The sequence below is a fragment of the Pseudalkalibacillus hwajinpoensis genome, assembly GCF_015234585.1.
Classification (GTDB): Bacteria; Bacillota; Bacilli; order Bacillales; family Guptibacillaceae; genus Guptibacillus; species Guptibacillus hwajinpoensis_B.
In genome coordinates, this window is record NZ_JADFCM010000001.1 from 264,208 (window position 1) to 280,979 (window position 16,772).

The 16,772-nt window shown below is 42.6% G+C and carries 19 protein-coding genes; 15 read left to right on the top strand and 4 right to left on the bottom strand.

The window, feature by feature from the left end:
- Positions 1–368: 368 nt before the first annotated feature.
- From rho to IQ283_RS01325, 4 genes are all read left to right on the top strand, one after another.
- Positions 369–1,634 (top strand): transcription termination factor Rho, encoded by a 1,266-nt coding sequence (gene rho / locus IQ283_RS01310; RefSeq protein WP_194218366.1) that lies wholly within the window; start codon positions 369–371, stop codon positions 1,632–1,634.
- Positions 1,635–1,784: 150 nt separating this feature from the next.
- Positions 1,785–1,991, top strand: coding sequence for a 50S ribosomal protein L31 (rpmE, locus tag IQ283_RS01315; protein ID WP_194218367.1), 207 nt, complete (start codon positions 1,785–1,787; stop codon positions 1,989–1,991).
- 302 nt (positions 1,992–2,293) lie between these two features.
- The gene (locus IQ283_RS01320) at positions 2,294–2,911 is read left to right on the top strand and encodes a thymidine kinase (protein ID WP_194218368.1); all 618 of its coding nucleotides are present in this window, start codon (positions 2,294–2,296) and stop codon (positions 2,909–2,911) included.
- A gap of 120 nt (positions 2,912–3,031) precedes the next feature.
- The gene (locus IQ283_RS01325) at positions 3,032–3,406 is read left to right on the top strand and encodes a hypothetical protein (RefSeq protein ID WP_194218369.1); all 375 of its coding nucleotides are present in this window, start codon (positions 3,032–3,034) and stop codon (positions 3,404–3,406) included.
- Positions 3,407–3,443: 37 nt separating this feature from the next.
- Here IQ283_RS01325 and IQ283_RS01330 read toward each other — a convergent pair whose 3' ends face one another.
- Positions 3,444–4,778, bottom strand: coding sequence for a CoA-disulfide reductase (locus IQ283_RS01330; RefSeq protein ID WP_194218370.1), 1,335 nt, complete (start codon positions 4,776–4,778; stop codon positions 3,444–3,446).
- Between the two features lie 148 nt (positions 4,779–4,926).
- Here IQ283_RS01330 and prfA point away from each other — a divergent pair, with 148 nt between their 5' ends.
- The 5 genes from prfA to IQ283_RS01355 all read left to right on the top strand — a co-directional run bounded on the left by prfA (position 4,927) and on the right by IQ283_RS01355 (position 9,294).
- Positions 4,927–5,997 carry a peptide chain release factor 1 gene (prfA, locus tag IQ283_RS01335; protein WP_194218371.1) on the top strand — a complete coding sequence of 357 codons (1,071 nt, stop codon included), beginning with the start codon at positions 4,927–4,929 and terminating at the stop codon, positions 5,995–5,997.
- Positions 5,998–6,001: 4 nt separating this feature from the next.
- Complete coding sequence (gene prmC / locus IQ283_RS01340; RefSeq protein ID WP_194218372.1) at positions 6,002–6,850, top strand: peptide chain release factor N(5)-glutamine methyltransferase; 849 nt, start codon at positions 6,002–6,004, stop codon at positions 6,848–6,850.
- A gap of 93 nt (positions 6,851–6,943) precedes the next feature.
- A complete protein-coding gene (spoIIR, locus tag IQ283_RS01345; protein ID WP_194218373.1) occupies positions 6,944–7,549 on the top strand; it encodes a stage II sporulation protein R in 606 nt (201 codons plus the stop codon).
- A gap of 84 nt (positions 7,550–7,633) precedes the next feature.
- The gene (locus IQ283_RS01350; RefSeq protein WP_194218374.1) at positions 7,634–8,065 is read left to right on the top strand and encodes a GNAT family N-acetyltransferase; all 432 of its coding nucleotides are present in this window, start codon (positions 7,634–7,636) and stop codon (positions 8,063–8,065) included.
- Positions 8,066–8,253: 188 nt separating this feature from the next.
- Positions 8,254–9,294, top strand: a complete 1,041-nt coding sequence (locus IQ283_RS01355; protein ID WP_194219556.1) for an L-threonylcarbamoyladenylate synthase — start codon at positions 8,254–8,256, stop codon at positions 9,292–9,294.
- Positions 9,295–9,332: 38 nt separating this feature from the next.
- On the opposite strand, the gene IQ283_RS01360 is transcribed toward IQ283_RS01355, so the two are convergent.
- Complete coding sequence (locus tag IQ283_RS01360) at positions 9,333–9,599, bottom strand: DUF2533 family protein (RefSeq protein WP_194218375.1); 267 nt, start codon at positions 9,597–9,599, stop codon at positions 9,333–9,335.
- 143 nt (positions 9,600–9,742) lie between these two features.
- On the opposite strand from IQ283_RS01360, the gene IQ283_RS01365 reads away from it, so the two are divergent.
- The gene (locus tag IQ283_RS01365) at positions 9,743–10,300 is read left to right on the top strand and encodes a manganese efflux pump MntP family protein (RefSeq protein WP_194218376.1); all 558 of its coding nucleotides are present in this window, start codon (positions 9,743–9,745) and stop codon (positions 10,298–10,300) included.
- A 170-nt stretch (positions 10,301–10,470) separates the two neighbouring features.
- On the opposite strand, the gene hflC is transcribed toward IQ283_RS01365, so the two are convergent.
- Positions 10,471–11,400 (bottom strand): protease modulator HflC, encoded by a 930-nt coding sequence (hflC, locus tag IQ283_RS01370; protein WP_194218377.1) that lies wholly within the window; start codon positions 11,398–11,400, stop codon positions 10,471–10,473.
- Positions 11,393–12,358, bottom strand: coding sequence for an FtsH protease activity modulator HflK (hflK, locus tag IQ283_RS01375; RefSeq protein ID WP_194218378.1), 966 nt, complete (start codon positions 12,356–12,358; stop codon positions 11,393–11,395). The genes hflC and hflK overlap by 8 nt, the downstream gene beginning before the upstream one ends.
- A 154-nt stretch (positions 12,359–12,512) precedes the next feature.
- Between hflK and IQ283_RS01380 the strand changes: the two genes are divergently transcribed.
- The 5 genes from IQ283_RS01380 (at position 12,513) to upp (ending at position 16,400) form a co-directional block, all read left to right on the top strand.
- Positions 12,513–13,142: a low molecular weight protein arginine phosphatase gene (locus IQ283_RS01380; protein WP_242057271.1), complete on the top strand. Its 630-nt coding sequence runs from the start codon at positions 12,513–12,515 to the stop codon at positions 13,140–13,142.
- A gap of 2 nt (positions 13,143–13,144) precedes the next feature.
- Positions 13,145–13,588, top strand: a complete 444-nt coding sequence (gene rpiB, locus IQ283_RS01385; protein WP_194218380.1) for a ribose 5-phosphate isomerase B — start codon at positions 13,145–13,147, stop codon at positions 13,586–13,588.
- Between the two features lie 15 nt (positions 13,589–13,603).
- Entirely contained in the window at positions 13,604–14,176 is a 573-nt protein-coding gene (locus tag IQ283_RS01390) for a TIGR01440 family protein (protein ID WP_276511787.1), read from the top strand.
- A 137-nt stretch (positions 14,177–14,313) separates the two neighbouring features.
- Positions 14,314–15,561, top strand: coding sequence for a serine hydroxymethyltransferase (glyA, locus tag IQ283_RS01395; RefSeq protein ID WP_194218381.1), 1,248 nt, complete (start codon positions 14,314–14,316; stop codon positions 15,559–15,561).
- Between the two features lie 209 nt (positions 15,562–15,770).
- Complete coding sequence (upp, locus tag IQ283_RS01400; RefSeq protein ID WP_159786319.1) at positions 15,771–16,400, top strand: uracil phosphoribosyltransferase; 630 nt, start codon at positions 15,771–15,773, stop codon at positions 16,398–16,400.
- Positions 16,401–16,772 lie beyond the last annotated feature (372 nt).

Genomic DNA, 16,772 nt, shown 5'->3' on the forward strand with positions numbered 1-16,772 from the left:
AGATAGTAAACTAATCCTGGTTCATTCGATCTGTGGAGAAGAGGTACTTATACTCGCCGTGCTTTCTTTTGCAAGTTGATCATGAGCCAAAGATGACGCTCGAACAAGCCGAGAATTATCAGAGTAACGATTGCTAAGCAACACCTTCGTTGTGCACTTCCTCTACTCTCACTTAAGAGATGCCTGAATGGATAGCCTCTCACAGGATCTCAACAAACTCTTTCTCTCTTTATTTATTTTCTCAACCGTCAAATTGGTCAACTCTATACAACGTACTTACGTTGTGAAAGCAAACCTCTTTGCGCACTCATATCATTTTCCAGCCGTTAGGGTCAAACCTATTATTATATAAAAAGTGTGGTGTCAACATGGCAGTAAATATATCAGAATTAGAACAAATGACGTTAAAAGATCTATATGAACAGGCAAGACTATACAAAGTCTCATACTATAGCAAGTTGAACAAGCGTGAACTTGTATTTGCCATATTGAAAGCGCAGGCTGAACAATCTGGCCTTCTTTTCATGGAAGGTATTCTAGAGATTATTTCCTCTGAAGGATTTGGATTCCTACGACCGATTAACTACTCAGCTAGTGCAGAAGACATTTATATTTCCGCTTCACAAATTCGTCGATTCGATTTACGTAACGGTGATCGCGTATCGGGTAAAGTACGACCGCCTAAAGAAAACGAGCGCTACTACGGTCTCTTACACGTAGCCGCAGTAAATGGAGAAGACCCTGATTCTTCTAAAGAACGCGTGCATTTCCCAGCGCTAACGCCGCTGTATCCTGAGAAAAGAATGAACTTTGAGAACAAATCAGGCAACCTTTCAACTCGTATCATTGATATGATCTCGCCAGTCGGCTTTGGACAGCGTGGTTTGATCGTAGCTCCCCCAAAAGCAGGGAAAACAATGTTGCTGAAAGAAATTGCTAATAGCATTACAACGAATCATCCTGACACAGAACTTATCGTGCTTCTCATTGATGAGCGTCCTGAGGAAGTAACGGATATCGAGCGTTCTGTTGATGGCGATGTTGTTCATTCAACTTTTGATGAAACGCCGGATAATCACATTAAAGTAGCTGAGCTTGTGCTAGAGCGAGCTATGCGTCTTGTTGAGCATAAGAAAGACGTTGTGATTCTTCTTGATAGTATTACACGTCTTGCTCGTGCTTATAACCTTGTTATTCCTCCAAGTGGACGTACACTTTCAGGTGGTATTGATCCTGCTGCTTTCCATCGTCCAAAACGATTCTTTGGTGCGGCAAGAAACATCGAAGAAGGTGGAAGCTTGACGATCTTAGCGACAGCTCTTGTGGAAACAGGCTCTCGTATGGATGATGTCATTTATGAAGAATTCAAAGGAACAGGCAACATGGAATTGCATCTTGATCGACGTCTTGCAGAACGACGTGTCTTCCCAGCGATTGATATTCGTCGCTCTGGCACGCGTAAAGAAGAGCTACTTCTTCCAAAAGAACAGCTTGAAATGCTTTGGACAATCCGTAAGAGCATGGATGACTCATTTGAATTCGTTGATAATTTCTTGAAACGCCTCAAGAAAACAAAGGAAAACAAAGAATTTTTCGATCTATTTGAGAAAGAAAAAAGCGGTTCATCTCGCTAATTAGTGATCGTTTCGTCACAGGATGATCAATTGCATTGTCTCTACCTCCCTGCTATAATACTTCTATGTGTGCAGAAGCTAAAAGGTAATGCCTTTTAGCTTCATTTAACTCTGGTTCCTCAGGAATCAGGGCGGAAGGAGATGAAATTCATGAAACAAGCAATTCATCCTGGTTATGAAAACATCACAGTTAGATGTGCTTGCGGTAACGAATTCGAAACTGGATCTACAAAACAGGACGGCGTCAGCGTAGAGGTTTGCTCTGAATGTCACCCGTTCTATACTGGACGTCAGAAGTTTAATGACGCTGGTGGACGCGTAGATAAGTTTAGAAGAAAATACAACCTAAAAGGTTAATGATAGAACAGGCAAGTTTTTACTCCTTGCCTGTTTTTTTACTCAATATTCTTAGTGGAAACAATGCTTTTGTTATAAGGTAGGGGAAGATTGTTGACTCACCTCTGTACTTGTAGGAAGAAACGGCTCGAGCAAATACAGTTGCTCACTCGTTTCTTCCTACAAGTGAGTAAGTGTGAGATCATACCCGATGAAATAATAAACGTTTAAAATCAATAATTGGATGAAAGTATACGCAAAATAAAGACTGTGCTGATCAGTCATTTTTTAATGCTTATGCTGGAGAAAGGAGAAGCGGTTGAATGCATGTCATGAAGCACAGCGGCTGGATTGAGGTTGTTTGCGGAAGTATGTTTTCCGGAAAGTCGGAAGAATTGATTCGTCGAGTGAAGCGAGCGACTTATGCAAAGCAAAAAGTCCAGGTGTTCAAGCCTAAAATTGATGATAGATACAGCGAAGAATCTGTTGTGTCTCATAATGGAATGTCCGTTATCGCTGTCCCAGTTGATCATTCACAAGCGATCCTGGACCGCGTCTCAGAGGATACAGATATGGTTGCGGTAGATGAAGTACAGTTTTTTGATGAAGAAATCGTAGATGTGGCTCAGCAGCTTGCTGATGAAGGCGTTCGTGTAATCGTGGCAGGACTCGACCAGGATTTTCGCGGCGAAGCATTCGGGCAAGTTCCTAAGCTTCTTACGGTTGCTGAATCAGTTACGAAGCTACAAGCGATCTGTGTTGTATGTGGTTCTCCAGCAAGCCGTACCCAGCGTTTGATTGATGGGAAGCCCGCGCATTATGAGGATCCGATTATCCTTGTTGGTGCGTCTGAATCCTATGAACCACGCTGTCGTCATTGTCACAAAGTACCAGGGAAACCAACGGCGCGAGACAATAAAGAGCAGCAAATATCAAAATAAGTCCGGGAAACCGGGCTTTTTTTAATGCGCGAAAACATCTGGTTTCATTTCCATAGAAGAGGAGAACGAGAATCTATCCAGTCATCTTTGGGCACCTTAAAACGAGGAGGTGACTGACTGATGAGAAAGGTTTCAACTATGATGATTGCATTCCTTTTACTTGTAGCTGCTTGTTCGCCATTAAAGCCACCAGAGGCGGATGGACAAGCGGGAGAAGGCCAGAATTTAAACACAGATATTAACTTAAATCCTCAGTCCTATCGCAATATGAGTGTTGATAAGCCAACAATTAGTGACGATCAAGATAAGATTCGTGAAGTCGTCGAGACAGAAGGTTACGATGCTGGAGTCGTTTCAATCACAGGAAATCACGCGTGGGTCAATGTGAAATTTAACAATAAAAATGAAGCGAGTTTAAATGAACAGAAAAAAAACCTCGCTGCTAAAATTTATCAAGCCGTACCGAGGTACAAAATTCATGTACGAGCAAGATAAACCCTCTCATGCGAGAGGGTTGTTTTGTTTTATATGATTAGTGCTGGGCACGTCGGGCTGCCTGTTGCAATGGATCCCAAACGCTATTGTAAGGGGGAGCATATGCGAGATCAAGATCCTCAATGTCATGAAGCGTCATCTGGTGGTATAGAGCCGTTGCAAGCACATCAACTCGCTTATCAACGCCGTACTTTCCAATAAACTGTCCACCGATAATTCGTTCGTTATCATCTCGGAAAATAATTTTCACGCAAAGTTCACGAGCTTCTGGGTAGTAACCTGCAATGTCAGTTGCCTCGGTTGAGCAGCTTGAGAATGGTAAATTTAATTCTTTTGCTTCGTTAGTCGAAAGGCCTGTGCGGCCAAGAGTTAATCCGAAAAATTTAATAACAGAAGTGCCGACAATCCCTTTAAATGTGTTTGGTTGCCCAATCATGTTAAGACCAGCAATGCGCCCCTGCTTATTTGCCGTTGTGCCAAGAGGAACAAAGTCATCTCGTTCTTTAATGCGATGATAATGCGTCGCACAGTCTCCAGCTGCATATACGTCCTCTTTACTTGTTTGCATGTAGCGGTTCACCTGAATAGCACCGTTAGAAGTTGTATGAAGACCGCATTCTTTGAGGAAACCAGTATTCGGTTTGACGCCGACTGAGACGAGAACAAGGTCTGCATCATATTCTCCTTTGTCAGTCACGATTTTTTTGACGCGCTTATCCCCTTTGAAAGACTGAACGCCTTCATTTGTATGAACCGAAACATTGTTTTGCTCGGCTTCTTCATGTATAAGCTTAGCCATATCGTCATCAAAAATACTGGCAAGGTGCGGTCCTAACTCAATGATGCGTACATTTTTACCGAGTTCACGGAACGTTTCGGCCATTTCAAGTCCAATGTATCCACCGCCAATGACCGCCACATTTTGTACGGAATCATCAAGATCTTTTATCACTTTTTCAGCATCGGGAATGGTCTTTAATGTATGTATGCCGTTAAGGTCGATGCCTTCCCAGTTTGGTTTAACAGGACTTACTCCTGTAGCGATCAGGAGCTTATCGTAATTTTCTTCAAAGTGATCATTCGTTTTTAAATTGATTCCTTTTACAATTTTGTTTTCAGTATCAACGTTTGTAACCTCATGGTAGACACGTGCGTCAATTCCATACTTTTCTCGAAATGTATCTACGGATCTTGCAATCAGTTTATCCGTAGATTCAATTTTTCCGCTAATGACATAAGGTAGCCCGCATTGGCCATACGAATAAATATCTCCCTTTTCAAGCGTCACAACTTCCGCTTCCTCATCGTTTCTAATAATTTGCATAGCTGCACTCATACCAGCCGCATCTCCGCCAATAATAACAAACTTCATCTATAAGCAGCCCCTTTCCTAATCGTTCAGTCTAGCCTACTTTCAGTTTACCCTTAAAAAATGATGTTAAAGCTATTTTTGCTTTTGACTGGCGAAATGTCCTATACTATAATTAGAATGTTATGCAACGAAAACGAGGTGAAAGATCTTGTTAGACCGTTTAGAAATTGTAGAAGAACGTTATGATAAGTTAAATCAGTTGTTAAGTGATCCAGAAGTCATTAATGACACGACGAAACTCCGCGAATATTCCAAAGAGCAAGCTAGCCTTGAGGAAACCGTTCAGGTGTATCGTGAATATAAGGAAATTCTCGAAGGCATTCAAGACGCGAAGGCGATGCTTGAGGAAGAAAAAGATGCAGAAATGCGTGAAATGGTGAAGGCAGAGCTTTCAGAGCTTACACCACAAGAAGAAGAGTATGCAGAGCGCTTACGAGTGCTACTTCTTCCTAAAGATCCGAACGATGAGAAGAACGTAATTATTGAAGTTCGAGGAGCAGCGGGTGGAGACGAAGCCGCATTATTTGCTGGTGACTTGTACAAAATGTACAGCCGCTTTGCTGAAATGCAAGGTTGGAAGTCTGAAGTCATCGAATATAGTTCAACGGAGCTAGGTGGTTATAAAGAAATTATCTTTATGATCAACGGTGCCGGCGCATATTCCAAAATGAAATATGAAAATGGCGCACACCGAGTGCAGCGTGTTCCTTCAACAGAATCAGGTGGACGTATTCACACATCTACGGCAACAGTAGCAGTGCTTCCTGAAGCGGAAGAAGTGGAAGTTGAAATCCATGACAAAGACATTCGTGTTGATACATTTACTTCAAGTGGACCAGGTGGACAGAGTGTTAATACAACGATGTCAGCTGTTCGCTTAACCCATACGCCAACAGGTGTTGTTGTATCGTGTCAGGATGAGAAGTCACAAATTAAGAACAAAGAAAAAGCGATGAAGGTTCTTCGTGCTCGTGTGTATGATAAGTTCCAACAAGAAGCACAGAAAGAGTATGACGATAACCGTAAATCCGCTGTTGGAACGGGTGACCGTTCTGAACGAATCCGTACGTATAACTTCCCACAAAACCGCGTGACGGATCATAGAATTAACTTAACGATTCAGAAACTTGACCAGATTCTTCAAGGGAAGCTTGATGAGTTCATTGATGCGCTAATTACAGAAGAGCAAACGCGCTTAATGGCAGAAGCTGGAGAGTGACCTTATGAAGACTGTATTCGAAGCCCTTAAATGGGCTTCTTCTTTTTTAGAGAAGCATGGACGTGAAGCGTCAGCAGCTGAATGGCTGATTAAGCATGAGTTAAATGTAACAAGAACGAAATTGCTCCTTCGAATGCAAGACGAAATGCCTGATTATGAAAGTTTTGAAGCAAAAATCCAGGAGCATGCAAGCGGCATTCCTGTTCAGCACATTGTCGAAAAGGAAGAGTTCTATGGTAGAACGTATCGGGTCAACCATCATGTTCTCGTTCCAAGACCTGAAACAGAAGAGCTTGTAGAAGGCATCCTTACAAGAGCGAAGAAGCTATTTCTTGATCCGACAAAGGCAACGATTGCTGACATTGGAACGGGAAGTGGGGCAATTGCAATTAGTCTAGCGCTTGAACTTGAAAATCGAGAAGTCACTGCGGTCGATATTTCTGAAGATGCTCTAGAAGTTGCGAAGGAAAATGCGCGACAGCTTAAGGCGCCAATCTCGTTTCTTCATGGCGATCTACTTCAGCCATTAGCAGGACGTAAGCTTGATATCGTTGTCTCAAATCCTCCGTATATTTCTGAAGAAGAATACGCAACTCTTGACCCGTTGGTTCGAGATCATGAACCTATTCAGGCACTCGTTGGAGGAGAAGATGGATATGAGCTTTATCGAAGACTTGCGGAAGGTCTCCCTAGTTTGATCTCGTCTCCAGGATTAATTGGATTTGAAGTAGGAGAAAAGCAGGCGAGAACCGTTGCTACTATGCTTGAATCCTCTTTTGGTGAGGACATTGAAGTGGAAGTTGTGAAAGATATTAGTGGGAAAGAACGGATGGTATTTGGTGTTGTAAAGTAACCCTGTCGATTCTACTCGCATTCTGGTGAAGAGTTCTACGTTTAAAACGTTCGATTCTGGCCAGAATGAGAGCTAGAAGGGACGGGATACAAGATGAATCAAAGAGGACTTATTAATCTATTAATCTCATTTTTTATTCTTGCTTCAAGTCTCCAGAGTTCGGGAATAGTAACAGCAAATCAACAAGTTATTCCAGACGAAGCGATTCGTCTTCGCATTTTAGCCAATAGCAATAGCAATGAAGATCAAACTGTGAAACGCAGCATTCGTGATGAAGTCAATGAATCGATTAATGAATGGGTTGCTGATCTAACTTCTATTGAAGAATCTCGTCATGTGATTAAAAGTCGTCTAGCCGAGATTGAAGCCATCGTAAGCAAGCAATTAGAAATGATCGGTAGTCGTGAATCTTTTTCCGTTACGTTCGGAGAAGTGGCTTTTCCAACGAAGCTTTATGGCGACTTCGTGTATCCAGCAGGTGATTATGAAGCTGTGCTCATTACAATTGGGGAAGGACTTGGGGATAACTGGTGGTGCGTATTGTTTCCACCGCTTTGCTTTCTTGATTTCTCAAATGGTGATGCCGTCCAAGCTGAAAGTGATGTAGTGGAAGAACCATCTGAAGAAGTAGAAGTTGAATTCTTCCTCGTCAAAATTATTGATACGATTGTTGAATGGTTTAAAGGGATTTTCAGTTAAAAGGTCTATTTTCCTCCTTCAAAGCATAAGACCATAACAGAACGGTATTGTGCTCAAATAAGAATTTGAAGGAGGAAGATTCAATTGTTTCTAGTTAGAAAAGCAACTACTGAAGATGTCGCCGCCGTTTGGGATTTTGTGAAACGCTCTGGACTCGAGGTGGACGGGCTACCTAAAATTGAGTCTTTCCTTATTGCAGAATCAGAAGAGAAGGAGCTATTCGGTGTCATTGCCCTTGAAACGTTTGGTAATGCAGGTTTACTTAGAGCTCTCATCTTAAACAGCTCCGAATCCACCTCAGAGCGTTTGCTACGTTTCTTTGATCAGGTGATTCAATTGGCGAAGAAAAACCAATTGGACGAGTTATACCTTACGTCAAAAGAAGAATCCTTTTTCTTTCAAGTTTTCGGTTTCTCGACAATTCCTGTAGAAAATATCCCAATAGCGTTGAAGACAAATGAGTTATTTACAAATCATTCAGATCAGCGAGTGATTATGAGAAAACGGTTAACGTAGGCGATCTCATCAACAAGGTTATACACAAAACAAGCATCCCTTATCCACACAATGTGGATATTAGTGTAATAAGACGAAGGAAGCGTTTTTACGAATCGTGTAGAATCCTGTGGAAAGATCACATATCTCCCCGAAATAACCGGGCTTATTAGCATTTATGATATAAGAAGGTGTATAACATGGAAGGTATCCACACAAATGTTTGGTATGTGGATGAAAATGTGGATAGCGAAAAAAGTTATCCACAAATTGTGGAAGCAGCAGAATGTTTAAAACAAAATGAAGTCGTTGCTTTTCCTACTGAGACGGTCTATGGGCTTGGTGGGAATGCTTTATCTGAAGAAGCCGTCGCAAAAATTTTCCAAGCGAAGGGACGACCAGCAGATAATCCGCTTATTGTGCACGTTGCCTCTCGTCCACATGTGGAAAAGTTAGTAACGAGTATTCCGAAGCAAGCGGATGATCTGATGAATGCATTTTGGCCGGGACCTCTAACAATTGTTTTACCTGGTGGACAGAGTGTGGCTAGAAATGTAACAGCGGGACTGGATACGGTAGCCATTCGCATGCCAAATCACCCTGTAGCACTGGCCATATTAAAAGCTGCGAACTTACCTCTTGCAGCGCCAAGCGCGAATCTATCAGGCAAACCAAGTCCGACGTCAGCCGATCATGTCATTCATGATTTGAGCGGAAGGATCGCTGGCATTGTGGATGGAGGGTCAACTGGTGTTGGTCTTGAGTCTACTGTTGTGGACTGTTCTGGAGATGTCGTGACAATTCTCCGTCCAGGTGGTGTCACGAAGGAGCAGTTAGAAGAAGTGGTCGGCGAAGTGAAGGTTGATCCAGCATTAAGTGATGATGGCCAAAAGCCAAAGTCTCCTGGTGTAAAGTACAAACACTATGCACCGACAGCTCCTGTTACGCTTGTGGATGGCTCAGAAAAGCATTTGCAAACGATCGTGGACAAGCGTAGAGCAGAAGGATTGAAAATAGGCATCCTCGCAACAGAGGAATCAAAGTCATTATATCAAGCAGATATCATCATTCCATGTGGATCAAGAGATGACCTTATTTCTGTAGCGAATCGTCTTTATGATGTATTGAGGCAGTTCGATGAATCCGATGTGGATGAAATCTATAGCGAAATATTCACACATGAGGGAGTAGGAGCAGCGGTTATGAACCGGCTATCAAAAGCTGCAAACAATCGTGTGATTAAAGAATAGTAAAAACCCGCTCATTTGAGCGGGTTTTTTCATCGAGGCTAATTATTATTGCGTTTCTTTTCCACAAACTCTTCTACCATTTTCGTTGTTACGTAAGTTCGTGTAGGGATACTTCCTTGTTTAGCAAGTTCATTAATTTGAAGTGAAAGTTCATTGATCCGTTCAGTAGTATAAGATTTGTTCGCTTCACATTGTTCAACAGCATGAGCAATCGCTGCTTCGCGCTCTTTATCTAACTGAATAAACAATTTAATTTCACGATTTTTTTCATTAAGCTGATTTGAAATACCTTTGTGAACGCTCATCTAATTAGTTCCTCCATTTCGGCTCATTCCATACTAAAACATTACCCTTAACGAGCCCTTCCTAACCTATTATTCCTCCTTTCCCTTCTATTTTCAAGAGGACGTGCATAAAAGTTGAATAGCACGTCCCGGGAGGAGATGGAATGTTTTCCACTGCATTAATTGGTGAGCTCGCAACGTTAAGTATAATGGCATTTGCTCTCGGCATGGATGCTTTTTCAGTTGGACTAGGCATGGGTATGATCCCGCTCCGGCTTCGCCAAATTGCCAAAATCGGCGTTGTGATCGGACTATTTCATATGGGGATGCCACTTGCCGGTATGATCATCGGGCGCGTGCTTTCCGAGCATTTTGGCACGATTGCAACAATGATCGGCGGCGGTCTATTGCTTTTACTAGGCATTCAAATGGGACTATCATCACTTTCATCGAGCGATAAACCATTTGTCACTCCAGTGGGGTTTGGTTTACTTATTTTTTCTTTAAGCGTTAGTCTTGATAGCTTTTCCGTTGGACTAAGTCTTGGCATTTACGGTGCAAGAGTGGCTATCACGATCTTATTATTTGGCCTTATTAGCATGCTCTTAACGTGGTCAGGCTTAATGATGGGTCGGAAATTTCAGAGCTGGATCGGCTCGTACAGCGAACTTCTCGGCGGTTGCATACTATTTGGGTTTGGGCTGAAGCTTTTGATTTTGTAATGTGCAGTTAAGTGTGTTTGGCTAATAAAAATGGATTATGGACAATAAAAAGAGATTTTGGCCAATAAAAACTCAATTTGGCCAATAAATCCAAATTTCAGCCAATAAAAAGCTCCAGGGAAGGCTAAGGTACTTGCGGACACCCTCCCTGAAGCTTAAGATAAGCTGAATTACTCCGTTATCCCCTGTAAAAGCCTCGCATAAGGAGAGTTTGCTGGGAGCATGATCACTGTTTCGTCGTTCAAAGTCGTTTTATACGACTCAAGCGTGCGATAAAGCTCGTAGAATTCAGGATCTTTACTAAATGCTTTGTTGTAGATTTTAGCCGCTTCAGATTCTCCCTCTGCGCGAATTTCTTCCGCATCGGCATCTGCTTTAGCAATTATGGTATCGACCTCTTTATCTGTTTCCGCCTTGATTCGATCGGAATCCGCGTCACCTTGAGATAAATACTCCTGCGCTTTGGATTCACGCTCTGAAATCATTCGCTGGAAAACGGACTGTTCGTTTGCGTCAGGGAGGTCGGTGCGCTTCATGCGCACATCTGTTACCTGAATGCCGTACGCATCGCGATCGAGGAGTTCATTTACTCGCTCCCGAACGTTATCGTTGAAGCTACCCCGGTTAGATTTCTCTTCATTTATGATTTCCTCATATTCAAGCTGACCAAGTTCAGATCGGATGACTGAGAAAATAAACTCACCCATTTTCGCTTCGGCATTTTCAATAGTTCGTGCATTAGTGATCATATCTTGTGGATCGCTGACAGACCAAACGGCGTAGTTATCCACAGTCATCCTCTTTTTATCTTTCGTTGTAATTTCCTCTGGATTGACATCGTAAAGCATTTGATACTTTGGAAGCGTCGTAACTGACTGAATGAACGGTACTTTAAATTTTAGTCCGGGTTCTGTTTCGATTTTAACGACGTCACCAAATTGACGAATGACCTTGTACTCGCCTTCCTTTACAACAAACAGAGTGCTGAAAAGCCCGCCAATCATAATGAGAAGGAGAACGATAAGTATTGCGGTTTTTACAATTTTTCTAGGACTCATCTTACGGCGGTGTTCATCCATATTAAAAACGTTCTCACTCATTCTTTTCACTCTCCTTTGGCTTTGGGGTTTCAGCTGTTTTTTCTTTTGCTGGCTGAATCGGTAAGTATTTGACGGTGTCTCCACCTTCGTCGGTAATGTAAATTTTCGTATCAGGAAGAACTTCTTCTAACGTCTCTAACACGAGGCGCTGTCTTGTAATATCAGGATTGGTTTTATATTCATTATAAAGAGCATTGAAGGTAGCAACGTCACCTCGGGCTTGCTCGATTCGCTGAGCCTTTTCACCCTCAGCTTTCGAAATACGAGCATCCTTTTGACCTTCTACAACATTGAGCTCCTGGTTTTTGTATTTCTTCGCACCGTAGATTGTCGTTTCTTTTTGTTCGCGGGCATCGACGACGTTTGTGAACGCTTTACGTACTTCATCATTTGGCAGTTCAACGTCTTGAAGCTTCACATCAAGAATGGAAATTCCAATTTCGTAACGATCAATTAATTGGGTGAGAATATCGCGAACATTTCCTTCGATTTCCGCTTTACCTGACGTAAGGGCTTCGTCTATTTCTGAGCTACCGATCACACCTCTTAATGAAGCGGATGTAGCATTATAGAGAATTTCTTTCGGTTCATCAGAGTAGTACAAATATTGTTTAGGATTCGTAATTCGCCATTGCACAACCAGGTCGGCGAGTACGATGTTTTCATCTCCAGTTACCATTTTTGTTTCCTCTGGAAAATCCACAATCTCTCCATCTTCCTCATCATATCCAAACGTTAAGCTGAACGTCTCTCTTGGTAAAATATCCACCTGTTGGATCGGCCATGGCAGTTTAAAATGAAGACCAGCCTCGCTTATTTCTTCATCTACTTTCCCAAATGTCATAATGACAGCTTGCTCTGATTCATCCACTGTATACCAGCTTGTAACTAGAATGACCCCCAGGATAAGAAATAGAACAACCGCACCTGACAGGATGACAATTTTTCTTTGTGACATCTAACTTCCCCCCTCGATTTTCTTATAACAAGTATTACGTGCAGATAACAAAAAGGTTTCGTAATTCCCATATTTTTTCACAATAACGGTTGGGCGATAGAGGGTGGATTTATCCCCCTTCATCTCTCATAATAGGAGGAGAAGGGAAGTGGACATGGTGAGAGTTTTATTTGTATGCACAGGTAACACATGCCGCAGTCCAATGGCGGAAGTGATTCTAAAAAATAAAAGCAAAGAAGTTGAAGCGAAATCCGCAGGTGTTTTTGCAGCGAACGGTGCTCCTGCGAGTCGTCAGGTTGAAATACTTCTAGAAGAGAAAAATGTTCCATTTGCCCATACGGCAAAAATGCTAGATCGACAGTTAGCAGAATGGAGCGATCTCCTTCTTACGATGACTAGTAGTCACAAAGCACTTGTACTTCGTGATTTTCCAGAGCTAGCTGATAAGGTTTATACATTAAAAGAATATGCAGCAACAGAAGATGAGAAGAAATACGATTCTTATCAAGAGAAAGCGGCTGAGATTGAAATGAAGCGAGCGGCTTTTCATCATGAGATTCAAAACGTTACAGGAGAAGATGAACAGCAGAAGCGCAATCAATTCGAAGCGGAAATGAAAAAAGATCTTGGAGAATTGCAAGCGCTTGAACAAGGTTTGCCTTCAATGGATATATCCGATCCATTTGGCGGTACAATAGAACAGTATCGAACAACTTATACAGAAATTGAGACAGCGATTGAGCAAATGATGGAACGGATCCGTCAAGAAGACATGGAGGGGTAAGAATGAAAGTAGCCATAGGTGCAGATCATGCGGGCGTTAACATTAAGGGTGACATCATCAAAGTAATTCAGGAGCTTGGTATGGAGGTCATCGATCTTGGGTGTGATTGTCACGATTCCGTGGACTACCCCGATTATGCGATTCCTGTCGCAGAAAAAGTAGCTTCAGGAGAAGCGGATCGCGGCATATTGATTTGCGGAACAGGGATTGGAATGTCGATTGCAGCAAATAAAGTCAATGGTATCCGATGTGCGCTCGTACATGATCTTTTTAGTGCGAAAGCGACTAGACTACACAATGATTCCAATGTTCTTGCGATGGGCGAACGTATCATTGGCCCTGGCCTTGCCACGGAGATTGCCAAGGTCTGGCTTGAAACCGACTATGAAGCGGGACGCCATGCTAGAAGAGTAGGCAAAATTACAGAATACGAATTAAAAGAATAAGGGGGGGCGTTACCTGTGGATGAACAAACAGCGCGTCAAATTACTCGGCATACGCTTGAAGCGCTCTCGGACCTTCAGAAAGATGCCCGTCTGACAGATCGTCACTTGCTCGTCATTGGGATGAGCTCTAGCGAAGTGATCGGTCAGCGTATTGGGACTGCTGGGACCGTTTCGGCAGCGGAGGCTATTTATGAAAGTATTGATGTGTTTCAAAAAGAAACAGGTGTTCAGCTTGCTTTTCAATGTTGTGAGCATTTAAATCGAGCGCTTGTCGTTGAGCGAGAAACGGCTTATGACAAGGGTTATGAAATTGTAGCGGCTATCCCGACTGCGAGAGCAGGCGGTTCGATGGCGACGCATGCTTATGCTCAAATGAATGATCCAGTTCTCGTTGAGTTTATTTCAGCGGACGCAGGAATCGATATTGGCGATACGTTTATTGGTATGCACATTAGGCATGTGGCAGTACCAGTTCGAGGTAGGCACACGTCAATAGGTGAGGCTCACTTAACAATGGTTCGCTCAAGACCGAAGCTCATTGGGGGAGAACGCGCCTCATATCTTGGGAAAAATGAGCATTGCTTTTAGCCTCAAAACCGAACAATAAATTAGTTCGTTTAAGTAATATACGGATCCAAACTTCTGTGGTACAATGCAATCGAGATTGCATCACAACTGTTCGTGTTGACGAATGGAAATATGTGTGGGATGGAAAGGGGATATCAATGCAAAACCTAGCAAAGCAGGATCAAGAACTTTTACAGGCAATGAAAGACGAGCTTGGTAGACAGCGCAGCAAGATTGAACTTATCGCATCAGAGAATTTTGTATCAGAAGCCGTTATGGAGGCGCAAGGATCAGTACTAACGAACAAGTACGCGGAAGGCTATCCCGGTCGTCGTTACTATGGTGGCTGTGAATATGTCGATGTCGCTGAAAATATTGCAAGAGACCGTGCGAAGCAGCTCTTTGGCGCGGAGCATGTGAATGTTCAACCTCACTCAGGGGCACAGGCGAACATGGCTGTTTATTTCACGATTCTTGAGCAGGGAGATACTGTTCTCGGAATGAACCTTTCTCATGGTGGCCATCTTACACACGGAAGCCCTGTTAATTTCAGTGGCGTGCAATATAACTTCGTCGAGTATGGTGTAGATAAAGAATCACAGCGTATTGACTATGATGACGTTCTTGAGAAAGCCAAAACCCATCGTCCGAAATTAATTGTAGCAGGTGCAAGTGCTTATCCACGCGAAATTGATTTCAAACGTTTCCGTGAAATTGCGGATGAAGTGGATGCTTACCTTATGGTCGACATGGCTCATATCGCTGGTCTTGTGGCGACAGGTCATCATCCAAACCCTGTACCACATGCTCATTTCGTTACAACAACAACACATAAAACCCTTCGTGGACCTCGTGGAGGAATGATTCTTTGTAAAGAAGAATTCGCGAAGAAAATTGATAAGTCTATTTTCCCAGGAATTCAAGGCGGTCCGTTGATGCATGTGATTGCAGCGAAAGCCGTAGCATTTGGTGAAGCACTTTCTGAAGAGTTTAAAACTTACTCCGAAAAAGTGATTGCGAATGCGAAGAAACTCGCTTCAGCACTTGAAAAAGAGGGGATTAATCTTGTTTCTAATGGTACCGATAATCACCTTGTTCTTCTAGATCTACAGAGTCTTGATATGACAGGGAAAGTAGCTGAAAAAGCACTTGATGATATCGGGATTACAACAAACAAGAATACGATTCCTTTTGATCCACAAAGTCCTTTCGTAACGAGCGGTCTCCGTATTGGAACAGCAGCTGTTACCTCACGCGGCTTTGGTGAAGCAGAGATGGAAGAAATCGCTAGTATTATTGGTGACGTATTGAAGCATCATGAGAACGAAGACGAGCTTCAAAAAGCAGAGAAACGTGTTCAGGAACTTACGGATAAATTTCCAATGTACGAAAGTATTTCCTACTAATATAAATGTACACGCCGGGAGCCTATGAACTTCCGGCGTTTTTATAGAGAAAAAACGACTAATCGACATCAAGAAAGAGTCTTGCTAACTAAATAGGAAGAGCGTGAATATTTCATCATCTTATAAAGCCTTGAATCAAACCGTGTTTTTATGTAGAATTGCGAAGAAGATTTAGGAACGAAACCAAAACGAAAAGGGGAGTGCATACGATGGGTAAAGTATACGTGTTCGATCATCCGTTGATTCAGCATAAGCTTACATACATTCGTGATGAGAAAACAGGAACGAAGGAGTTCCGTGAACTTGTAGACGAAGTGGCAGCACTTATGGCTTATGAAATTACAAGAGAACTTCCGACTGAAGAAGTGATGGTGAAAACACCTGTAACAGAAGCGAAATCAAAAGTTCTCTCTGGTAAGAAGCTTGGACTTGTTCCAATTCTAAGAGCCGGTCTTGGCATGACAGACGGCATTCTGAAACTAATCCCAGCTGCAAAAGTTGGACACGTAGGGCTATATCGCGACCCTGAAACGCTTCAGCCTGTAGAATACTACGTGAAACTTCCTGCTGACATTGAAGAGCGCGAATTTATCGTGATCGACCCAATGCTTGCAACAGGCGGTTCAGCTGTAGAAGCCATCAACTCCCTTAAAAAGCGCGGAGCTAAAAACATCAAAATGATGTGTCTGATCGCAGCACCTGAAGGCGTGGAACTTCTGAACGAAGCTCACCCTGACGTTGATATTTACATTGCTGGTCTTGATGAGAAGCTAAACGAAAAAGGATACATTGTTCCAGGTCTTGGTGATGCAGGAGATCGCTTATACGGAACGAAATAAAGGATTCCAAAACCTCTTCCCTAAACGGAAGGGGTTTTTTGATTGGAAGTAAGGAAACACGATTTAAGAGGAGTGTCTGAAAGGTCAAGAATGGTTCAATGAATCGGTGAAATAATGTGCGGATGCCGACAAATGTGAAAAAAAGGTGACAAATTCCGCTGTATTTAATAGGGAATGATTCCCTGTTTCGTCTAAATAACACATCTCTGCTCGTGTAAGCGTTACTATCCTTGGTATTACTGGGTTTTTTGAGTATTTTTCTATTTGTGAATTTGATCACACCATTTCCCCTAAACGCATTGACATCAAGTACACCCTATTGTAGACTTACAAAGGGTATAGTGATAAGGTTTTCATTTGCTCAAAATATGC